Raw genomic sequence first — 13,776 nt, 5'->3', positions numbered from 1 at the left:
TCGGATGAGCGAGCAGTTAACGGATCAGGTCCTCGTCGAACGGGTCCAGAAAGGAGATCAGAAAGCGTTTAACTTGCTGGTGGTGCGCTATCAGCATAAGGTCGCGAGCCTGGTCTCCCGCTATGTGCCACCGGGCGATATTCCTGACGTTGTTCAGGAATCGTTCGTAAAAGCATGGCGCGCGCTGGAGTCCTTCCGGGGGGATAGTGCTTTTTATACCTGGTTATATCGCATCGCCGTAAATACGGCGAAGAATTATCTGGTAGCTCAGGGACGCCGCCCACCGTCCAGCGATGTTGACGCCAATGAGGCAGAAAACTTCGAAAGTGGTGGGGCGCTGAAAGAAATTTCGAACCCTGAGAACTTAATGTTGTCAGAAGAACTGAGACAAATAGTTTTTCGTACCATTGAATCACTCCCGGAAGATTTACGCATGGCAATCACGTTGCGGGAGCTGGATGGCCTGAGCTATGAAGAGATAGCCGCTATCATGGATTGCCCGGTAGGAACGGTACGTTCACGCATTTTCCGGGCACGAGAAGCTATTGATAATAAAGTTCAACCGCTTATCAGGCGTTGACGATAGCGGAATACTGAAAAGGGTATCAGGCATGCAGAAAGAAAAACTTTCGGCCTTAATGGATGGTGAAACGCTGGATAACGAGCTGCTCAATGAGCTTAGCCGTTCTTCTGAAATGCAAAAGACCTGGGAGAGCTACCATCTCATCCGTGATTCGCTGCGAGGCGATACCGCTGAGATGCTCCATTTTGATATCTCAGCCCGCGTCATGGCCGCCATTGAGAACGAGCCCGTTCGTCAGGCGGTGCCGCTTATTCCTGAATCTCAGCCAGCACCACATCAGTGGCGTCAGATGCCTTTCTGGCAGAAAGTCCGCCCGTGGGCCAGTTCTCTGACTCAGATGGGGGTTGCGGCGTGCGTTTCGCTTGCGGTTATCGTCGGCGTCCAGCAGTATAATGGGCATAGCGAATCAGCTCAGCAGCCCGAAGCGCCTGTCTTCAACACCATGCCGATGATGGGTAAAGCCAGCCCGGTAAGTCTTGGCGTTCCGGCTGATGCTTCCGCAGGAAGCGGCCAGCAGGCTCAGGTGCAAGAACAGCGCCGCCGTATTAATGCTATGCTGCAGGACTATGAATTGCAGCGTCGCCTGCACGCAGAACAGCTGCAGTTTGGTCAGGCCCAGACTCAGCAAGCCGCTGTTCAGGTGCCAGGCTATCAAACTTTAGGAACGCAATCGCAGTAATGAAGCAACTTTGGTGTGCCATGTCGCTCATGGCAGGCAGCCTGTTCTTCTCTGTCAACGCCTCGGCTGATACATCGTCCGGGGCGTTGTTGCAGCAAATGAACCTGGCCAGCCAGTCCCTCAATTATGAGCTGTCTTTCGTCAGCATCAACAAACAGGGCGTTGAGTCGCTGCGTTATCGTCACGCGCGGCTGAACAATCAACCTCTTGCCCAGCTTTTACAACTCGATGGCCCACGCCGGGAAGTTGTACTGCGCGGTAATGAAATCAGCTATTTTGAACCGGGGCTCGATCCGTTCACGCTGAACGGCGATTATATCGTCGATTCGTTACCCTCGCTGGCCTACACCGATTTTAAGCGACTGGCTGCCTACTACGATTTTATCTCCGTTGGGCGAACCCGTATTGCCGACAGACTTTGCGAAGTGATTCGCGTCGTCGCGCGGGACGGTACGCGCTATAGCTATATCGTCTGGCTGGATGCGGAAACCAAACTGCCCATGCGCGTCGATTTGCTTGACCGCGACGGGGAAACGCTGGAGCAGTTCCGGGTCGTATCCTTTAACGTTGGCGACAAGGTCAGCAGCAGCATGGAGACATTAGCGAAAGCCAGTCTGCCTCCTCAGCTGTCGGTGCCGGAAGGGGGCGATAAAGCCAACTTTAACTGGGCGCCGGCCTGGCTACCGCAGGGCGTTTCCGAAGTCTCCAGCAGTCAGCGCCGTCTGCCGACTTTTGATGGTCCGGTTGAATCCCGCCTGTATTCTGATGGGCTGTTTAGCTTCTCGATTAACGTGAATCGCGCCTCGGCAAACAGCAGCGATCAGCTGTTGCGTACCGGGCGTCGTACCGTGAGCACGACGGTACGTGATAACGCCGAGATAACCGTGGTTGGCGAGCTGCCGCCGCAAACGGCTAAACGCATCTCCGACAGCATCAAATTCAGGGCTGTGCAATGATTAAAGAGTGGGCCACGGTCGTCTCCTGGCATAACGGTATGGCGCAAGTGCACTGTGACGTGAAAGCCTCGTGCAGCAGCTGCGCCTCGCGCGCTGGCTGCGGCAGTCGGGTGCTGAACAAACTGGGACCGCAAACCAGCCACACGATCAGCGTTCCCAGCGAACAGCCGCTGTCCGCCGGGCAAAAAGTCGAGCTGGGGATTGCTGAAAGCAGCCTGCTGGGCTCGGCGGTTTTAGTTTATATGGCGCCGCTGGTTGGACTGTTTGTTATGGCGTCTGTTTTTCAGGTCTTGTTTGCCAATGATTTCGCTTCGCTGTGCGGTGCGCTACTCGGCGGCGTCGGCGGATTTCTGGTGGCGCGCGGGCTTTCGCCCGGATTAGCCGCTCGCCAGTCGTGGCAGCCCGTTATTATTAGCGTTGGCCTGCCGCCAGATTTGGTGCGTGTAGAGACACCCTCTTCAGAACCAGGCCAGTGATTCCACTGGCCTTTATTTTTTATTTATTACCCCCGCCTGAACACATCATTTGCTACGGTTATGCTGCTGGTAAGAGCATTTCCTGGTTTCGCGGATGTAGTGTAGAATGCGGCGTTTTCGGATTAAAAAACGTCAGGCACAGAACAGCGGCCTCATGATACGCGTAAGGCATAATTAACTCTAAATATGAAGAATATACGTAACTTTTCAATCATCGCTCATATCGACCACGGTAAATCGACGTTGTCTGACCGTATCATCCAGATTTGCGGTGGCCTTTCCGATCGTGAAATGGAAGCCCAGGTACTGGACTCCATGGATCTTGAACGCGAGCGTGGCATCACCATTAAGGCGCAAAGCGTCACCCTGGATTACAAGGCGACCAACGGCGAAACTTACCAGCTGAACTTCATCGATACCCCGGGGCACGTCGACTTCTCGTATGAGGTGTCACGTTCGCTCGCCGCATGTGAAGGTGCGCTGCTGGTGGTCGATGCGGGTCAGGGGGTAGAAGCTCAGACGCTGGCCAACTGCTATACCGCCATGGAAATGGATCTGGAAGTGGTGCCGGTGCTCAACAAAATCGACCTGCCAGCTGCCGATCCGGAGCGCGTAGCCGATGAAATCGAAGACATCGTTGGTATCGATGCGGCCGATGCGGTGCGCTGCTCGGCGAAAACCGGCGTCGGCGTTCCCGATGTTCTGGAACGTCTGGTGCGTGATATCCCGCCGCCGGAAGGTGATGCGGATGCCCCGCTGCAGGCGCTGATCATCGACTCCTGGTTCGATAACTATCTTGGCGTGGTTTCGCTGGTGCGTATCAAAAACGGCACGATGCGCAAAGGCGACAAAATTAAAGTGATGAGCACCGGTCAGGTCTATAACGCCGATCGACTGGGGATCTTTACGCCAAAACAGGTTGACCGTACTGAGCTGAAATGCGGCGAGGTAGGCTGGCTGGTGTGTGCCATTAAAGATATCCTCGGCGCGCCGGTTGGGGATACCCTGACGACATCACGTAACCCGGCGGACAAGGCCCTGCCAGGCTTTAAGAAAGTGAAACCGCAGGTGTATGCCGGTCTGTTCCCGGTGAGCTCCGATGATTATGAAGCCTTCCGTGATGCGCTCGGTAAACTGAGCCTGAACGATGCGTCTCTGTTCTATGAGCCGGAAAGTTCCACGGCGCTGGGCTTCGGCTTCCGCTGTGGCTTCCTCGGCCTGCTGCACATGGAAATCATCCAGGAGCGTCTGGAACGCGAATACGACCTGGATCTGATTACCACCGCGCCGACGGTTGTCTACGAAGTGGAAACCACATCGAAAGAAGTCATCTATGTCGATAGCCCGTCCAAGCTGCCGCCGCTGAATAACATTCAGGAGCTGCGTGAGCCGATCGCGGAATGTCACATGCTGCTGCCGCAGGAGTTCCTGGGCAACGTCATCACGCTGTGTATTGAGAAGCGTGGCGTGCAGACCAACATGGTTTATCACGGTAAACAAGTTGCGCTGACCTATGAAATTCCGATGGCGGAAGTGGTGCTCGATTTCTTTGACCGCCTGAAGTCCACCTCCCGTGGCTACGCGTCGCTGGATTACAACTTCAAACGCTTCCAGGCATCCAACATGGTGCGCGTGGACGTGCTGATCAACGGCGAGCGTGTAGATGCGCTGGCGCTGATCACCCACAACGATAATGCGCCGTACCGCGGTCGTGAGCTGGTGGAGAAGATGAAAGAGCTGATCCCACGCCAGCAGTTCGATATCGCGATTCAGGCGGCTATCGGCAACCACATTATTGCCCGTTCCACCGTCAAACAGCTGCGTAAGAACGTCCTGGCGAAATGCTACGGCGGTGACGTCAGCCGTAAGAAAAAGCTGCTGCAGAAGCAGAAAGACGGTAAGAAACGTATGAAGCAAGTGGGTAACGTTGAGCTGCCGCAGGAAGCGTTCCTCGCCATTCTGCACGTCGGTAAAGACGGAAAATAATTTAAGGAGTTGGCATGGCGAACATGTTTGCCCTGATCCTGGTGATTGCAACCCTGGTGACGGGGCTTTTGTGGTGCCTGGATAAATTCATTTTTGCACCAAAACGTCGTGAACGTCAGGCCGCTGCTCAGGCAGCGACCGGTGATAGCCTCGACAAGCAAACGTTGAAGAAAGTCGGTCCGAAACCGGGCTGGCTGGAAACGGGAGCCTCGGTATTTCCGGTGCTGGCGATCGTCCTGGTGGTGCGCTCATTTATTTATGAGCCGTTTCAAATCCCGTCAGGTTCGATGATGCCAACCCTGCTGATTGGCGATTTTATTCTGGTTGAGAAGTTTGCCTACGGCATCAAAGATCCGATCTACCAGAAAACGCTGATCGAAACCGGCCATCCGAAACGCGGCGATATCGTGGTGTTTAAATACCCGGAAGATCCGCGTCTGGATTACATTAAGCGGGCTGTTGGCTTACCGGGCGATAAGATCACCTACGATCCGGTAGCAAAACAGGTCACTATCCAGCCGGGCTGCAGTTCCGGTCAGGCATGCGGCAACGCACTGCCGGTAACTTACTCCAACGTTGAGCCCAGCGATTTCGTCCAGACCTTCTCTCGTCAGAACGGCGGGGAAGCGACCAGCGGCTTCTGGCAGTTGCCGAAAGGCGAAAGCAAGGCTGACGGTATTCGTCTGACCGAGCGCAAAGAGACGCTGGGTGAGGTGACTCACCGCATTCTGACCGTGCCGATTGCTCAGGATCAGGTTGGAATGTATTACCGCCAGTCCGGCCTGCCGCTGGCCACCTGGATCGTGCCGCCGGGTCATTACTTCATGATGGGCGACAACCGCGATAACAGCGCCGACAGCCGTTACTGGGGCTTTGTGCCAGAGGCCAACCTGGTGGGTAAAGCCACGGCCATCTGGATGAGCTTCGAAAAACAGGAAGGTGAATGGCCGACCGGCGTGCGTTTATCGCGTATTGGTAGCATTCAGTAATTTCCCTGCCTAATTCACGCTGCCGCTGCAATATTGGCAGCGTGAATTATTTAATATTTAAATCCATTCAAACTAACGACATCTATTGTCGTTGCGTATAGAATATCCCCCCGAAGTTTTGGTTGTCTCTCGTAAGAGTGACACTGCACACGAAACCGCGTTGGTTGATTTTACTCTGAATAATTTGGGTTGCAGAAAGGCGGCAGGCAAGCGCACAGGCAATCTAAATGGGGACAGGGCTGCCCAGGTCGGTTTCGTGTGCTGCATTTTTGACGCATTCATTTATTGGTAAAGCATGAACCCCATCGTAATTAATCGGCTTCAACGGAAGCTGGGCTACACTTTTCATCATCAGGAGCTGTTGCAACAGGCATTAACTCACCGCAGTGCCAGCAGCAAACACAATGAGCGCCTGGAATTTTTAGGTGACTCAATTTTGAGTTTTGTGATCGCGAATGCGCTCTATCATCGTTTCCCTCGGGTGGACGAAGGCGATATGAGCCGCATGCGCGCAACGCTGGTACGAGGCAACACGCTGGCGGAGATCGCCCGCGAGTTTGAACTGGGTGAGTGTCTGCGCCTTGGCCCGGGTGAGTTGAAAAGCGGCGGCTTCCGTCGCGAGTCTATTCTGGCAGATACCGTTGAAGCGTTGATTGGCGGGGTATTCCTCGACAGCGATATCCAGAACGTTGAGCGCCTGATTCTCACCTGGTACCAAACTCGTCTGGACGAAATCAGCCCAGGCGATAAGCAAAAAGATCCAAAGACTCGTTTGCAGGAGTACCTGCAAGGTCGCCACCTGCCGCTGCCTTCCTATCTGGTAGTGCAGGTGCGCGGTGAAGCACACGATCAGGAATTTACTATCCACTGCCAGGTCAGTGGCCTGAGTGAACCGGTGGTAGGCACAGGTTCCAGCCGTCGCAAGGCGGAGCAGGCTGCCGCCGAACAGGCGCTGAAAAAGCTGGAGCTGGAATGAGCATCGATAAAAGTTATTGTGGGTTTGTCGCCATTGTTGGCCGCCCGAACGTGGGTAAATCCACGCTGTTGAACAAACTGCTTGGGCAGAAGATTTCGATCACTTCCCGTAAAGCGCAGACCACGCGTCACCGCATTGTCGGTATCCATACCGAAGGGCCGTATCAGGCAATTTATGTTGATACCCCGGGCCTGCATATGGAAGAGAAACGTGCGATCAACCGCCTGATGAACAAAGCGGCGAGCAGCTCGATTGGCGACGTTGAGCTGGTGATTTTCGTTGTCGAAGGCACGCGCTGGACGGCCGATGACGAAATGGTGCTGGGCAAATTACGTGATGCCAGAGCGCCGGTGATCCTGGCGGTCAATAAAGTGGATAACGTGCAGGAAAAGGCTGATTTGCTGCCGCACCTGCAGTTCCTGGCAAGCCAGATGAACTTCCTCGATATCGTGCCGATTTCTGCGGAAACAGGCATGAACGTCGATACCATCGCCGGGATCGTACGCAAACATCTGCCGGAAGCGATTCATCACTTCCCGGAAGACTATATTACCGACCGCTCACAGCGCTTTATGGCCTCTGAAATCATCCGTGAAAAGCTGATGCGTTTCCTTGGCGCCGAGCTGCCGTATTCGGTGACGGTTGAGATCGAGCGTTTCCAGACCAACGAACGCGGCGGTTATGATATTAACGGTCTGATTCTGGTTGAACGTGAAGGTCAGAAGAAGATGGTGATTGGCAACAAAGGCGCCAAAATCAAAACTATCGGGATTGAAGCGCGTAAAGACATGCAGGATATGTTTGAAGCGCCGGTACACCTTGAACTGTGGGTGAAGGTCAAATCCGGCTGGGCCGACGACGAGCGCGCGTTGCGCAGCCTCGGTTACGTTGACGATCTCTGAGTTTGACACACCATGGCTTTCGTGGTGCAGGCCGGCGGCAACACCGTGAGTCCCCGGGAGCTGACTTTAGTCAGTGATTCGGCTGAAAAGGTGCGGCCAACGCACCTGCAACCTGAAAGACGACGCGTATGATGGAAGGCTGGCAGCGCGCTTTCGTTCTGCATAGTCGTCCCTGGAGCGAAACCAGCCTGATGCTGGATGTCTTCACGGAAGAGTCGGGTCGCGTGCGCCTGGTAGCAAAAGGCGCACGTTCCAGACGCTCCAACCTCAAAGGCGCCCTCCAGCCTTTTACCCCCTTACTCCTGCGCTTTGGCGGTCGTGGCGAAGTGAAAACGCTACGCAGCGCCGAAGCCGTTTCATTGGCTCTTCCTCTTAGCGGCATCACGCTTTACAGCGGGCTGTATGTCAATGAACTGCTGTCCCGCGTGCTCGAACATGAAACGCGCTTCTCCGAACTCTTTTTCGATTACCTGCATTGCCTGCAGGCGTTGGCTGGCGCAAGCGGTACGCCAGAGCCGGCGTTGCGCCGTTTTGAACTGGCGCTGCTGGGACACCTGGGCTATGGCGTTGATTTCCTCCACTGCGCCGGCAGCGGCGAAGCCGTAGATGACACCATGACCTATCGCTACCGTGAAGAAAAAGGGTTTATTGCCAGCGTGGTTATTGATAACAACACCTTTACCGGGCACCATTTGAAGGCGCTGGCTAACCGTGAGTTCCCGGATAGCGATGCGCTACGTGCCGCAAAGCGCTTTACCCGTATCGCCCTGAAACCGTATCTTGGCGGTAAACCGCTAAAGAGCCGGGAGCTGTTTCGCCAGTTTATGCCCGCCCGCGCGGCGCGGGCAGCAGATAAAACGAATAACGATCAATGAGGATTGTCATGGCTGAATTACTGTTAGGGGTCAATATTGACCATATTGCGACATTGCGTAACGCGCGCGGCACTGCCTATCCGGATCCGGTGCAGGCGGCCTTTATCGCCGAGCAGGCTGGCGCCGACGGAATTACCGTGCACCTGCGCGAAGACCGCCGTCATATTACCGACCGCGATGTTCGTATCCTGCGCCAGACGCTGGATACCCGCATGAACCTGGAGATGGCGGTTACCGAAGAGATGCTGACCATCGCCTGTGAGACCAAACCGCACTTCTGCTGTCTGGTGCCGGAAAAACGTCAGGAAGTGACGACGGAAGGCGGTCTGGATGTCGCGGGTCAGCGCGACAAAATGCGCGATGCCTGCACCCGTCTTGCCGATGCCGGTATTCTGGTCTCGCTGTTCATCGATGCCGATGAGGAGCAAATTAAGGCTGCGGCGGACGTCGGCGCGCCGTATATCGAAATCCATACCGGTTGCTATGCGGATGCCGAAACCGACGCCCGGCAGGCAACAGAGCTTGAGCGGATCGCGAAGGCGGCCACCTATGCCGCGAGCCTTGGCCTCAAGGTCAATGCCGGTCACGGCCTGACCTACCATAACGTGCAGGCGATCGCCCGCATTCCGGAGATGCATGAGCTGAACATTGGCCACGCGATCATCGGTCGTGCGGTGATGAGCGGCCTGAAAGAGGCGGTTGCCGAGATGAAACGCCTGATGCAGGAAGCGCGCGCGTAATGGCTATTCTGGGGCTGGGCACCGATATTGTTGAAATTGCCCGTATTGAAGCGGTGATTGCCCGCAGCGGCGATCGTCTCGCCCGGCGGGTTCTCAGCGACAACGAGTGGGCGATATGGGCACAGCACCAGCAGCCGGTTCGTTTTCTGGCGAAGCGTTTTGCGGTGAAAGAGGCGGCGGCGAAAGCCCTGGGGACCGGTATCCGTAACGGTCTGGCTTTTAATCAGTTTGAAGTTTACAACGACGAACTGGGCAAGCCTAAGCTACGGCTGTGGGGCGAGGCGAAGAATCTGGCGGAGCGTCTGGGAGTCAGAAGCATTCACGTGACGCTGGCCGATGAGCGTCATTACGCTTGTGCGACGGTTATCGTGGAGAGTTAGCGCCCGCTGCTCGCGGCATCAGATTTTGTCCGCGTGATGCATTAGCACGAATTTGTCCCACAGCTGTTCTTCATTTTCGACGTGTGCCGGGTCTTTCAGAATCGTATTCGGGATCGGGCACACTTTCTGGCAGGTGGGCGTTTCATAGTGGCCCACGCATTCCGTGCAGCGGTCGCTGTTAATTTCATAAATGCTGTCACCCATCGAAATGGCCTCGTTAGGGCATTCCGGTTCGCACATATCGCAGTTGATGCATTTTTTGGTGATTAACAGCGCCATCAGGAAATTCTCAGAAACAACACAAACAGGGCGGGCATTATACGCCCATTTTCTGCTCACACCAGTTTTTTCACCAGCGCTTCGCTGTGGCGGATTCGCTCCGGCGCATGTTCCAGATCCTGTTGAACCAGCGCCATAAACAGCAGATCGGTGAGCATCATCTGCGCGCTGGTGGAGGAGATCGCCGCGCTGCGGGTCGCCTGTTCTTCGGCGATAGTATACAGGCACTGCGTGGCCTGCTGTTGCAGGGCGTTGGGGGTGAAGCCAGTGATCGCCAGGATCCGACAGCCCACGCGCAGCGCTTCTCCGGCGGCCATATTGATTTCACGACGTTCGCCAGAGTAGGAGATGGCTAACAGCAGATCGTCTGACGACATGGCCTGTACGGTGGCGAGCAGGGCATGCATATCCTGTTCGGCAACCGCGTTAATGCCGATCTTCATCAGCTTCCAGCTGAAATTACGCGCCACCAGGCCGGATGCGCCAATACCGGTAATAATCACCCGGCGCGCATTACGCAGCAGCGCCACGGCTTCCAGCAGCTTCTCCTCGCTGTTCACATCCAGCGAGGCGTGCATGGCGGCCACGTTATCCTTAATCAGTTTCTCGCCGACCAGGCGCAGCGGATCGTCGCCGCGGATCTGGTTATGCACCGGCACCGACTGAGGATCGGGCGCGCTGGCCAGCGCTTCACTTAATGCCAGCTTCAGCGCCGGGAAACCCTTAAACCCCATCTTCTGCGCGAATTTCACAACGCTGGACTGGCTGACGCCTGCCTCGCCTGCCAGCTGTTGCGAACTGAGGTGGCGGGTCTGGTCCGGCTGAGCCAGAATAAAGTCTGCCAGCTTCTTATCGCTTGCTGCCAGCGACGGGTAGCGCTGGCGGATGCGGATTAAACAGTTCATCGGTTTTCCTCAGGACAACCTTCGCCCTCTGCTGAAAGAATTTTGTATTCGATTATAAGAGGATTGCGGCGAATTAAAAATTCTACCGCTGAGATTTATTCACGGCAGAGTAACTGCCTCAACCCAGGCTTAACGTCGGCGGATGTTTTCTCTGTTCATGGCACAAGACTGTTAAGCTAGCGGTATCAGAGACAAAATTCGATAAAAAGAGGTCCGGTTTGAAGAGCAGCACGCAGCGAGTGGTTTTTTTTGATCTCGATGGAACCTTACATCAACAGGATATGTTCGGCAGCTTCTTACGCTACGTCTTGCGTCACCAGCCCCTGAATCTGCTGCTGGTTGTACCGCTGTTGCCGGTTATCCTGGCAGGACTGGCGGTAAACGGCCGGGCGGCGCGCTGGCCAATGAGCCTGCTGCTGTGGGCATCGACCTTCGGGCGCAGTGAGCGCCGGTTAAAACGCCTTGAGGCCGATTTTGTCCGCTGGTTTCGCCAGCGCGTGACGGCCTTTCCGGTGGTGCAGGCCCGGTTGTCGGACTACCTGACCCGGCGCGATGCTGAGGTCTGGCTGATTACCGGATCGCCGCAATCGCTGGTGGAACAGGTCTACGGGGATACCGCCTGGCTGCCCAGGGTGAACATCATCGCCAGTCGGATGGAACGTCGCTGCGGAGGCTGGGGGCTGTCGCTACGCTGTCTGGGCCATGAAAAGGTGGTGCAACTGGAGCAGAAGATCGGTGCGCCGCTGCAGCTGTACAGCGGCTATAGCGATAGCGAGCAGGATAATCCGCTGCTTCATTTTTGCCAGCACCGCTGGCGGGTCACCCCGCAGGGCGATCTCCACCAGTTAGAATAGTGTGCAATGACTGTCGGCCATGTATAATGCGGCCCGCTTTTTCCGCAGGAGTGCCCGTTTTGTCTGACCATGAACTGAACGATGAATACTGGATGCGTCATGCCCTGACGCTGGCTAAACGCGCCTGGGAAGAGGGCGAAGTGCCGGTTGGCGCCGTGCTGGTGCACAACAATCAGGTTATCGGCGAGGGGTGGAACCGACCTATCGGGCGTCACGATCCTACGGCGCATGCCGAAATTATGGCCCTGCGTCAGGGGGGACTGGTACTGCAAAACTATCGCCTGATTGACGCGACGCTGTATGTCACGCTCGAACCCTGTGTGATGTGCGCGGGGGCGATGGTGCATAGCCGGATTTCGCGGCTGGTATTTGGTGCCCGGGATGCAAAAACCGGCGCGGCCGGCTCGCTAATGGATGTCCTGCACCATCCGGGGATGAATCATCGGGTGGAGATCAGTGAGGGGATTCTGGCGGAGTCGTGCTCAGGCATGCTCAGCGAATTTTTCCGCTGGCGGCGGGAAGAGAAAAAAGCCTTAAAAAAGGCGCGTCGGGTCGAAGGCGCTTAGTGCCCCAATCCGGGAATCTTCAGTCTGGTGTTGTCGACTAACGATTCCGCGCGAAACTGGAAAAAGGGGAGCGCCCGCTGTTCTTTATCCAGTTCATCCGGCATCACCGCCGGATAGTCCCCGGCAAGCGCCAGCCGCTGTTCATCCTTCCTCTCTTTCTCCGACAGGTAGCCCACCAGGCTGATGTGGTATTTGCGGATGTTCTCGACGTAGGCGTATGCCTCATGACCGCGGGCGTAGCCATATTTCAGCCGGCTGTAATACGGTTTCTGACTGAGCAGCGGCAGGCGCTGCTTCACGTCCGCCCAGCTGTCGGGATTGCCCTTCTGTTTTTTGGTCAGCGAGATGGCGTCCAGAATATGGGCGTACCCCATATTGTAAGCCGCCAGCGCAAACCAGATGCGTTCATCTTTGGGGACCGAGTCCGGGATTTTATTCATCATATCCTGCAAGTAGCGCATACCGCCGCTAAGGCTCTGCTCCGCATCGGTACGATCGGTTAATCCCAGGCTCTGCGCGGTATTGCGGGTCAGCATCATCATGCCGCGTACCCCGGTGGGCGAAGTGGCCTGCGGATCCCAGTGTGACTCCTGCCAGGAAATGGCCGCCAGCAGGCGCCAGTCGATCTGGCGCGCATATTTTTCAAACATCGGCTGGAGGTCCGGCAGAATATTATCGACGGCGCGCAGGAACGTCCGGGTGTCGACATAATCGAAATCGTTGCCGTGTCCGAGGTATTTTTCTTCCAGTCGCGCCAGGGTGCCGTCTTCATTCATGTTGTTGAAGAAATCCAGCATCGCCGCGGAGAGCGAGTTGTCCTCGCTCCTGGCGCTAAACCAGGTCACCGGCTGTTCATCGCTGATATCCAGAGCAACCGCCAGTTCCGGATGCACGCGCTGGAACAGGCTAATCGCCACCGAATCTGCGATGGTGTAATCCACTTCGCCATCGATAACCGCCTGCATCAGCGCTGTCGTCCCGCGCTTTTCATCCACGCGCCAGCCGAGATCCGGGTATTTATTTCCTTTCAGCGTCTGCAGGTCGTTAATGGCGACATGGCCCGGGGCAATCACCAGCTGTTCTGCCGTGAGGTTAGCGAGGCTGCGTGGGCGCGTGTTGCCCACCCGGTAGACCAGCTGCTGCGACACCGAATAGTAGCCCGGTCCGGCCTGATAGTTTTTGACCCGTTCTGAGTTGTAGACCAGCCCGGCCGCTAACATATCGGCATGACCGTTATCCAGGTCATCAAACAGCTGACTGATATTCTGGCGGACGGTCACCTTCAGCCTGACGCCGAGGTAATCGGCAAACTGTTCCGCCAGCTCGTAATCCAGCCCGTAGGTCTTGTTATTGATGGTCGCGAAGGTGAGCGGCGAATTGATAGTGCTGACGCGCAGCTCACCGCGCGCCATAATTGCGGCGACACGGTTCTCCGGCTTTCCTGACCATGGGATCGACGGCCACAGGGCGGCCGCCAGCAATAAGGTCACAATGCCGATGAGCAGATAATTAATCTTTAATTTTTTCAGAGAGTTAATCTTCTGCAGCTCTGTGTTCCTCAGCAGGCTATTAGCGGAAAAGTTAAAAGAGAGTCCTCGAATGAGCGGCATTTTGCTTAAGAATGCGTCAG

16 protein-coding genes are annotated in these 13,776 nt (G+C 55.8%); 13 read left to right on the top strand and 3 right to left on the bottom strand.

Features of this window, described 5'->3' with window-relative positions:
• The first annotated feature begins 4 nt into the window (after positions 1 to 4).
• The 11 genes from rpoE (at position 5) to acpS (ending at position 9,542) form a co-directional block, all read left to right on the top strand.
• The gene (rpoE, locus tag MC50_RS01985) at positions 5 to 580 is read left to right on the top strand and encodes an RNA polymerase sigma factor RpoE (protein WP_004866461.1); all 576 of its coding nucleotides are present in this window, start codon (positions 5 to 7) and stop codon (positions 578 to 580) included.
• Between the two features lie 31 nt (positions 581 to 611).
• Positions 612 to 1,262: an anti-sigma-E factor RseA gene (rseA, locus tag MC50_RS01980; protein ID WP_004866460.1), complete on the top strand. Its 651-nt coding sequence runs from the start codon at positions 612 to 614 to the stop codon at positions 1,260 to 1,262.
• The gene (rseB, locus tag MC50_RS01975; RefSeq protein WP_032686465.1) at positions 1,262 to 2,218 is read left to right on the top strand and encodes a sigma-E factor regulatory protein RseB; all 957 of its coding nucleotides are present in this window, start codon (positions 1,262 to 1,264) and stop codon (positions 2,216 to 2,218) included. Before rseA ends, rseB begins: the two co-directional genes overlap by 1 nt.
• Positions 2,215 to 2,694 carry a SoxR-reducing system protein RseC gene (gene rseC, locus MC50_RS01970; protein WP_032686466.1) on the top strand — a complete coding sequence of 160 codons (480 nt, stop codon included), beginning with the start codon at positions 2,215 to 2,217 and terminating at the stop codon, positions 2,692 to 2,694. The genes rseB and rseC overlap by 4 nt, the downstream gene beginning before the upstream one ends.
• Before the next feature lie 186 nt (positions 2,695 to 2,880).
• The gene (gene lepA, locus MC50_RS01965; RefSeq protein ID WP_004866454.1) at positions 2,881 to 4,680 is read left to right on the top strand and encodes a translation elongation factor 4; all 1,800 of its coding nucleotides are present in this window, start codon (positions 2,881 to 2,883) and stop codon (positions 4,678 to 4,680) included.
• A gap of 14 nt (positions 4,681 to 4,694) precedes the next feature.
• Positions 4,695 to 5,669, top strand: a complete 975-nt coding sequence (lepB, locus tag MC50_RS01960; RefSeq protein ID WP_032686467.1) for a signal peptidase I — start codon at positions 4,695 to 4,697, stop codon at positions 5,667 to 5,669.
• Positions 5,670 to 5,964: 295 nt separating this feature from the next.
• Complete coding sequence (rnc, locus tag MC50_RS01955) at positions 5,965 to 6,645, top strand: ribonuclease III (RefSeq protein ID WP_004866451.1); 681 nt, start codon at positions 5,965 to 5,967, stop codon at positions 6,643 to 6,645.
• A complete protein-coding gene (era, locus tag MC50_RS01950; protein ID WP_004866448.1) occupies positions 6,642 to 7,547 on the top strand; it encodes a GTPase Era in 906 nt (301 codons plus the stop codon). Before rnc ends, era begins: the two co-directional genes overlap by 4 nt.
• A 131-nt stretch (positions 7,548 to 7,678) precedes the next feature.
• A complete protein-coding gene (gene recO / locus MC50_RS01945; protein WP_032686559.1) occupies positions 7,679 to 8,422 on the top strand; it encodes a DNA repair protein RecO in 744 nt (247 codons plus the stop codon).
• Between the two features lie 8 nt (positions 8,423 to 8,430).
• Positions 8,431 to 9,162: a pyridoxine 5'-phosphate synthase gene (gene pdxJ, locus MC50_RS01940; protein ID WP_032686469.1), complete on the top strand. Its 732-nt coding sequence runs from the start codon at positions 8,431 to 8,433 to the stop codon at positions 9,160 to 9,162.
• Positions 9,162 to 9,542: a holo-ACP synthase gene (gene acpS / locus MC50_RS01935; RefSeq protein ID WP_004866442.1), complete on the top strand. Its 381-nt coding sequence runs from the start codon at positions 9,162 to 9,164 to the stop codon at positions 9,540 to 9,542. The genes pdxJ and acpS overlap by 1 nt, the downstream gene beginning before the upstream one ends.
• 18 nt (positions 9,543 to 9,560) lie before the next feature.
• Here the strand turns inward: acpS and MC50_RS01930 are convergent, their stop codons facing one another.
• Both MC50_RS01930 and MC50_RS01925 read right to left on the bottom strand, forming a co-directional pair.
• Positions 9,561 to 9,821 (bottom strand): YfhL family 4Fe-4S dicluster ferredoxin, encoded by a 261-nt coding sequence (locus MC50_RS01930; RefSeq protein WP_004866440.1) that lies wholly within the window; start codon positions 9,819 to 9,821, stop codon positions 9,561 to 9,563.
• 56 nt (positions 9,822 to 9,877) lie between these two features.
• On the bottom strand, positions 9,878 to 10,726 hold the full coding sequence (locus tag MC50_RS01925) for a MurR/RpiR family transcriptional regulator (RefSeq protein ID WP_032695564.1): 849 nt from the start codon (positions 10,724 to 10,726) through the stop codon (positions 9,878 to 9,880).
• Positions 10,727 to 11,007: 281 nt separating this feature from the next.
• On the opposite strand from MC50_RS01925, the gene yfhb reads away from it, so the two are divergent.
• The gene (yfhb, locus tag MC50_RS01920) at positions 11,008 to 11,580 is read left to right on the top strand and encodes a phosphatidylglycerophosphatase C (protein ID WP_232640657.1); all 573 of its coding nucleotides are present in this window, start codon (positions 11,008 to 11,010) and stop codon (positions 11,578 to 11,580) included.
• 59 nt (positions 11,581 to 11,639) lie between these two features.
• Positions 11,640 to 12,146, top strand: coding sequence for a tRNA adenosine(34) deaminase TadA (tadA, locus tag MC50_RS01915; RefSeq protein WP_032686472.1), 507 nt, complete (start codon positions 11,640 to 11,642; stop codon positions 12,144 to 12,146).
• Here tadA and mltF read toward each other — a convergent pair.
• On the bottom strand, positions 12,143 to 13,756 hold the full coding sequence (gene mltF / locus MC50_RS01910; RefSeq protein ID WP_046851958.1) for a membrane-bound lytic murein transglycosylase MltF: 1,614 nt from the start codon (positions 13,754 to 13,756) through the stop codon (positions 12,143 to 12,145). The two genes, tadA and mltF, sit on opposite strands and share 4 nt — an antisense overlap.
• Positions 13,757 to 13,776: the final 20 nt, after the last annotated feature.

This window comes from Klebsiella planticola (genome assembly GCF_000783935.2).
GTDB lineage: Bacteria > Pseudomonadota > Gammaproteobacteria > Enterobacterales > Enterobacteriaceae > Klebsiella > Klebsiella planticola.
Note: the sequence above shows the minus strand (reverse complement) of the source record. Positions and strands in the feature narration are given on the sequence as shown.

Excerpts from the sequence above, each read along its gene's own strand:
- acpS (WP_004866442.1), top strand. The coding sequence starts at position 9,162 with ATGGCTATTCTGGGGCTGGGCACCGATATTGTTGAAATTGCCCGTATT.
- era (WP_004866448.1), top strand. The coding sequence starts at position 6,642 with ATGAGCATCGATAAAAGTTATTGTGGGTTTGTCGCCATTGTTGGCCGC.
- rpoE (WP_004866461.1), top strand. The coding sequence starts at position 5 with ATGAGCGAGCAGTTAACGGATCAGGTCCTCGTCGAACGGGTCCAGAAA.
- yfhb (WP_232640657.1), top strand. The coding sequence starts at position 11,008 with ATGTTCGGCAGCTTCTTACGCTACGTCTTGCGTCACCAGCCCCTGAAT.
- rnc (WP_004866451.1), top strand. The coding sequence starts at position 5,965 with ATGAACCCCATCGTAATTAATCGGCTTCAACGGAAGCTGGGCTACACT.
- rseC (WP_032686466.1), top strand. The coding sequence starts at position 2,215 with ATGATTAAAGAGTGGGCCACGGTCGTCTCCTGGCATAACGGTATGGCG.
- rseB (WP_032686465.1), top strand. The coding sequence starts at position 1,262 with ATGAAGCAACTTTGGTGTGCCATGTCGCTCATGGCAGGCAGCCTGTTC.
- pdxJ (WP_032686469.1), top strand. The coding sequence starts at position 8,431 with ATGGCTGAATTACTGTTAGGGGTCAATATTGACCATATTGCGACATTG.
- lepA (WP_004866454.1), top strand. The coding sequence starts at position 2,881 with ATGAAGAATATACGTAACTTTTCAATCATCGCTCATATCGACCACGGT.
- MC50_RS01925 (WP_032695564.1), bottom strand. The coding sequence starts at position 10,726 with ATGAACTGTTTAATCCGCATCCGCCAGCGCTACCCGTCGCTGGCAGCA.
- recO (WP_032686559.1), top strand. The coding sequence starts at position 7,679 with ATGGAAGGCTGGCAGCGCGCTTTCGTTCTGCATAGTCGTCCCTGGAGC.
- lepB (WP_032686467.1), top strand. The coding sequence starts at position 4,695 with ATGGCGAACATGTTTGCCCTGATCCTGGTGATTGCAACCCTGGTGACG.
- MC50_RS01930 (WP_004866440.1), bottom strand. The coding sequence starts at position 9,821 with ATGGCGCTGTTAATCACCAAAAAATGCATCAACTGCGATATGTGCGAA.
- rseA (WP_004866460.1), top strand. The coding sequence starts at position 612 with ATGCAGAAAGAAAAACTTTCGGCCTTAATGGATGGTGAAACGCTGGAT.
- mltF (WP_046851958.1), bottom strand. The coding sequence starts at position 13,756 with ATGCCGCTCATTCGAGGACTCTCTTTTAACTTTTCCGCTAATAGCCTG.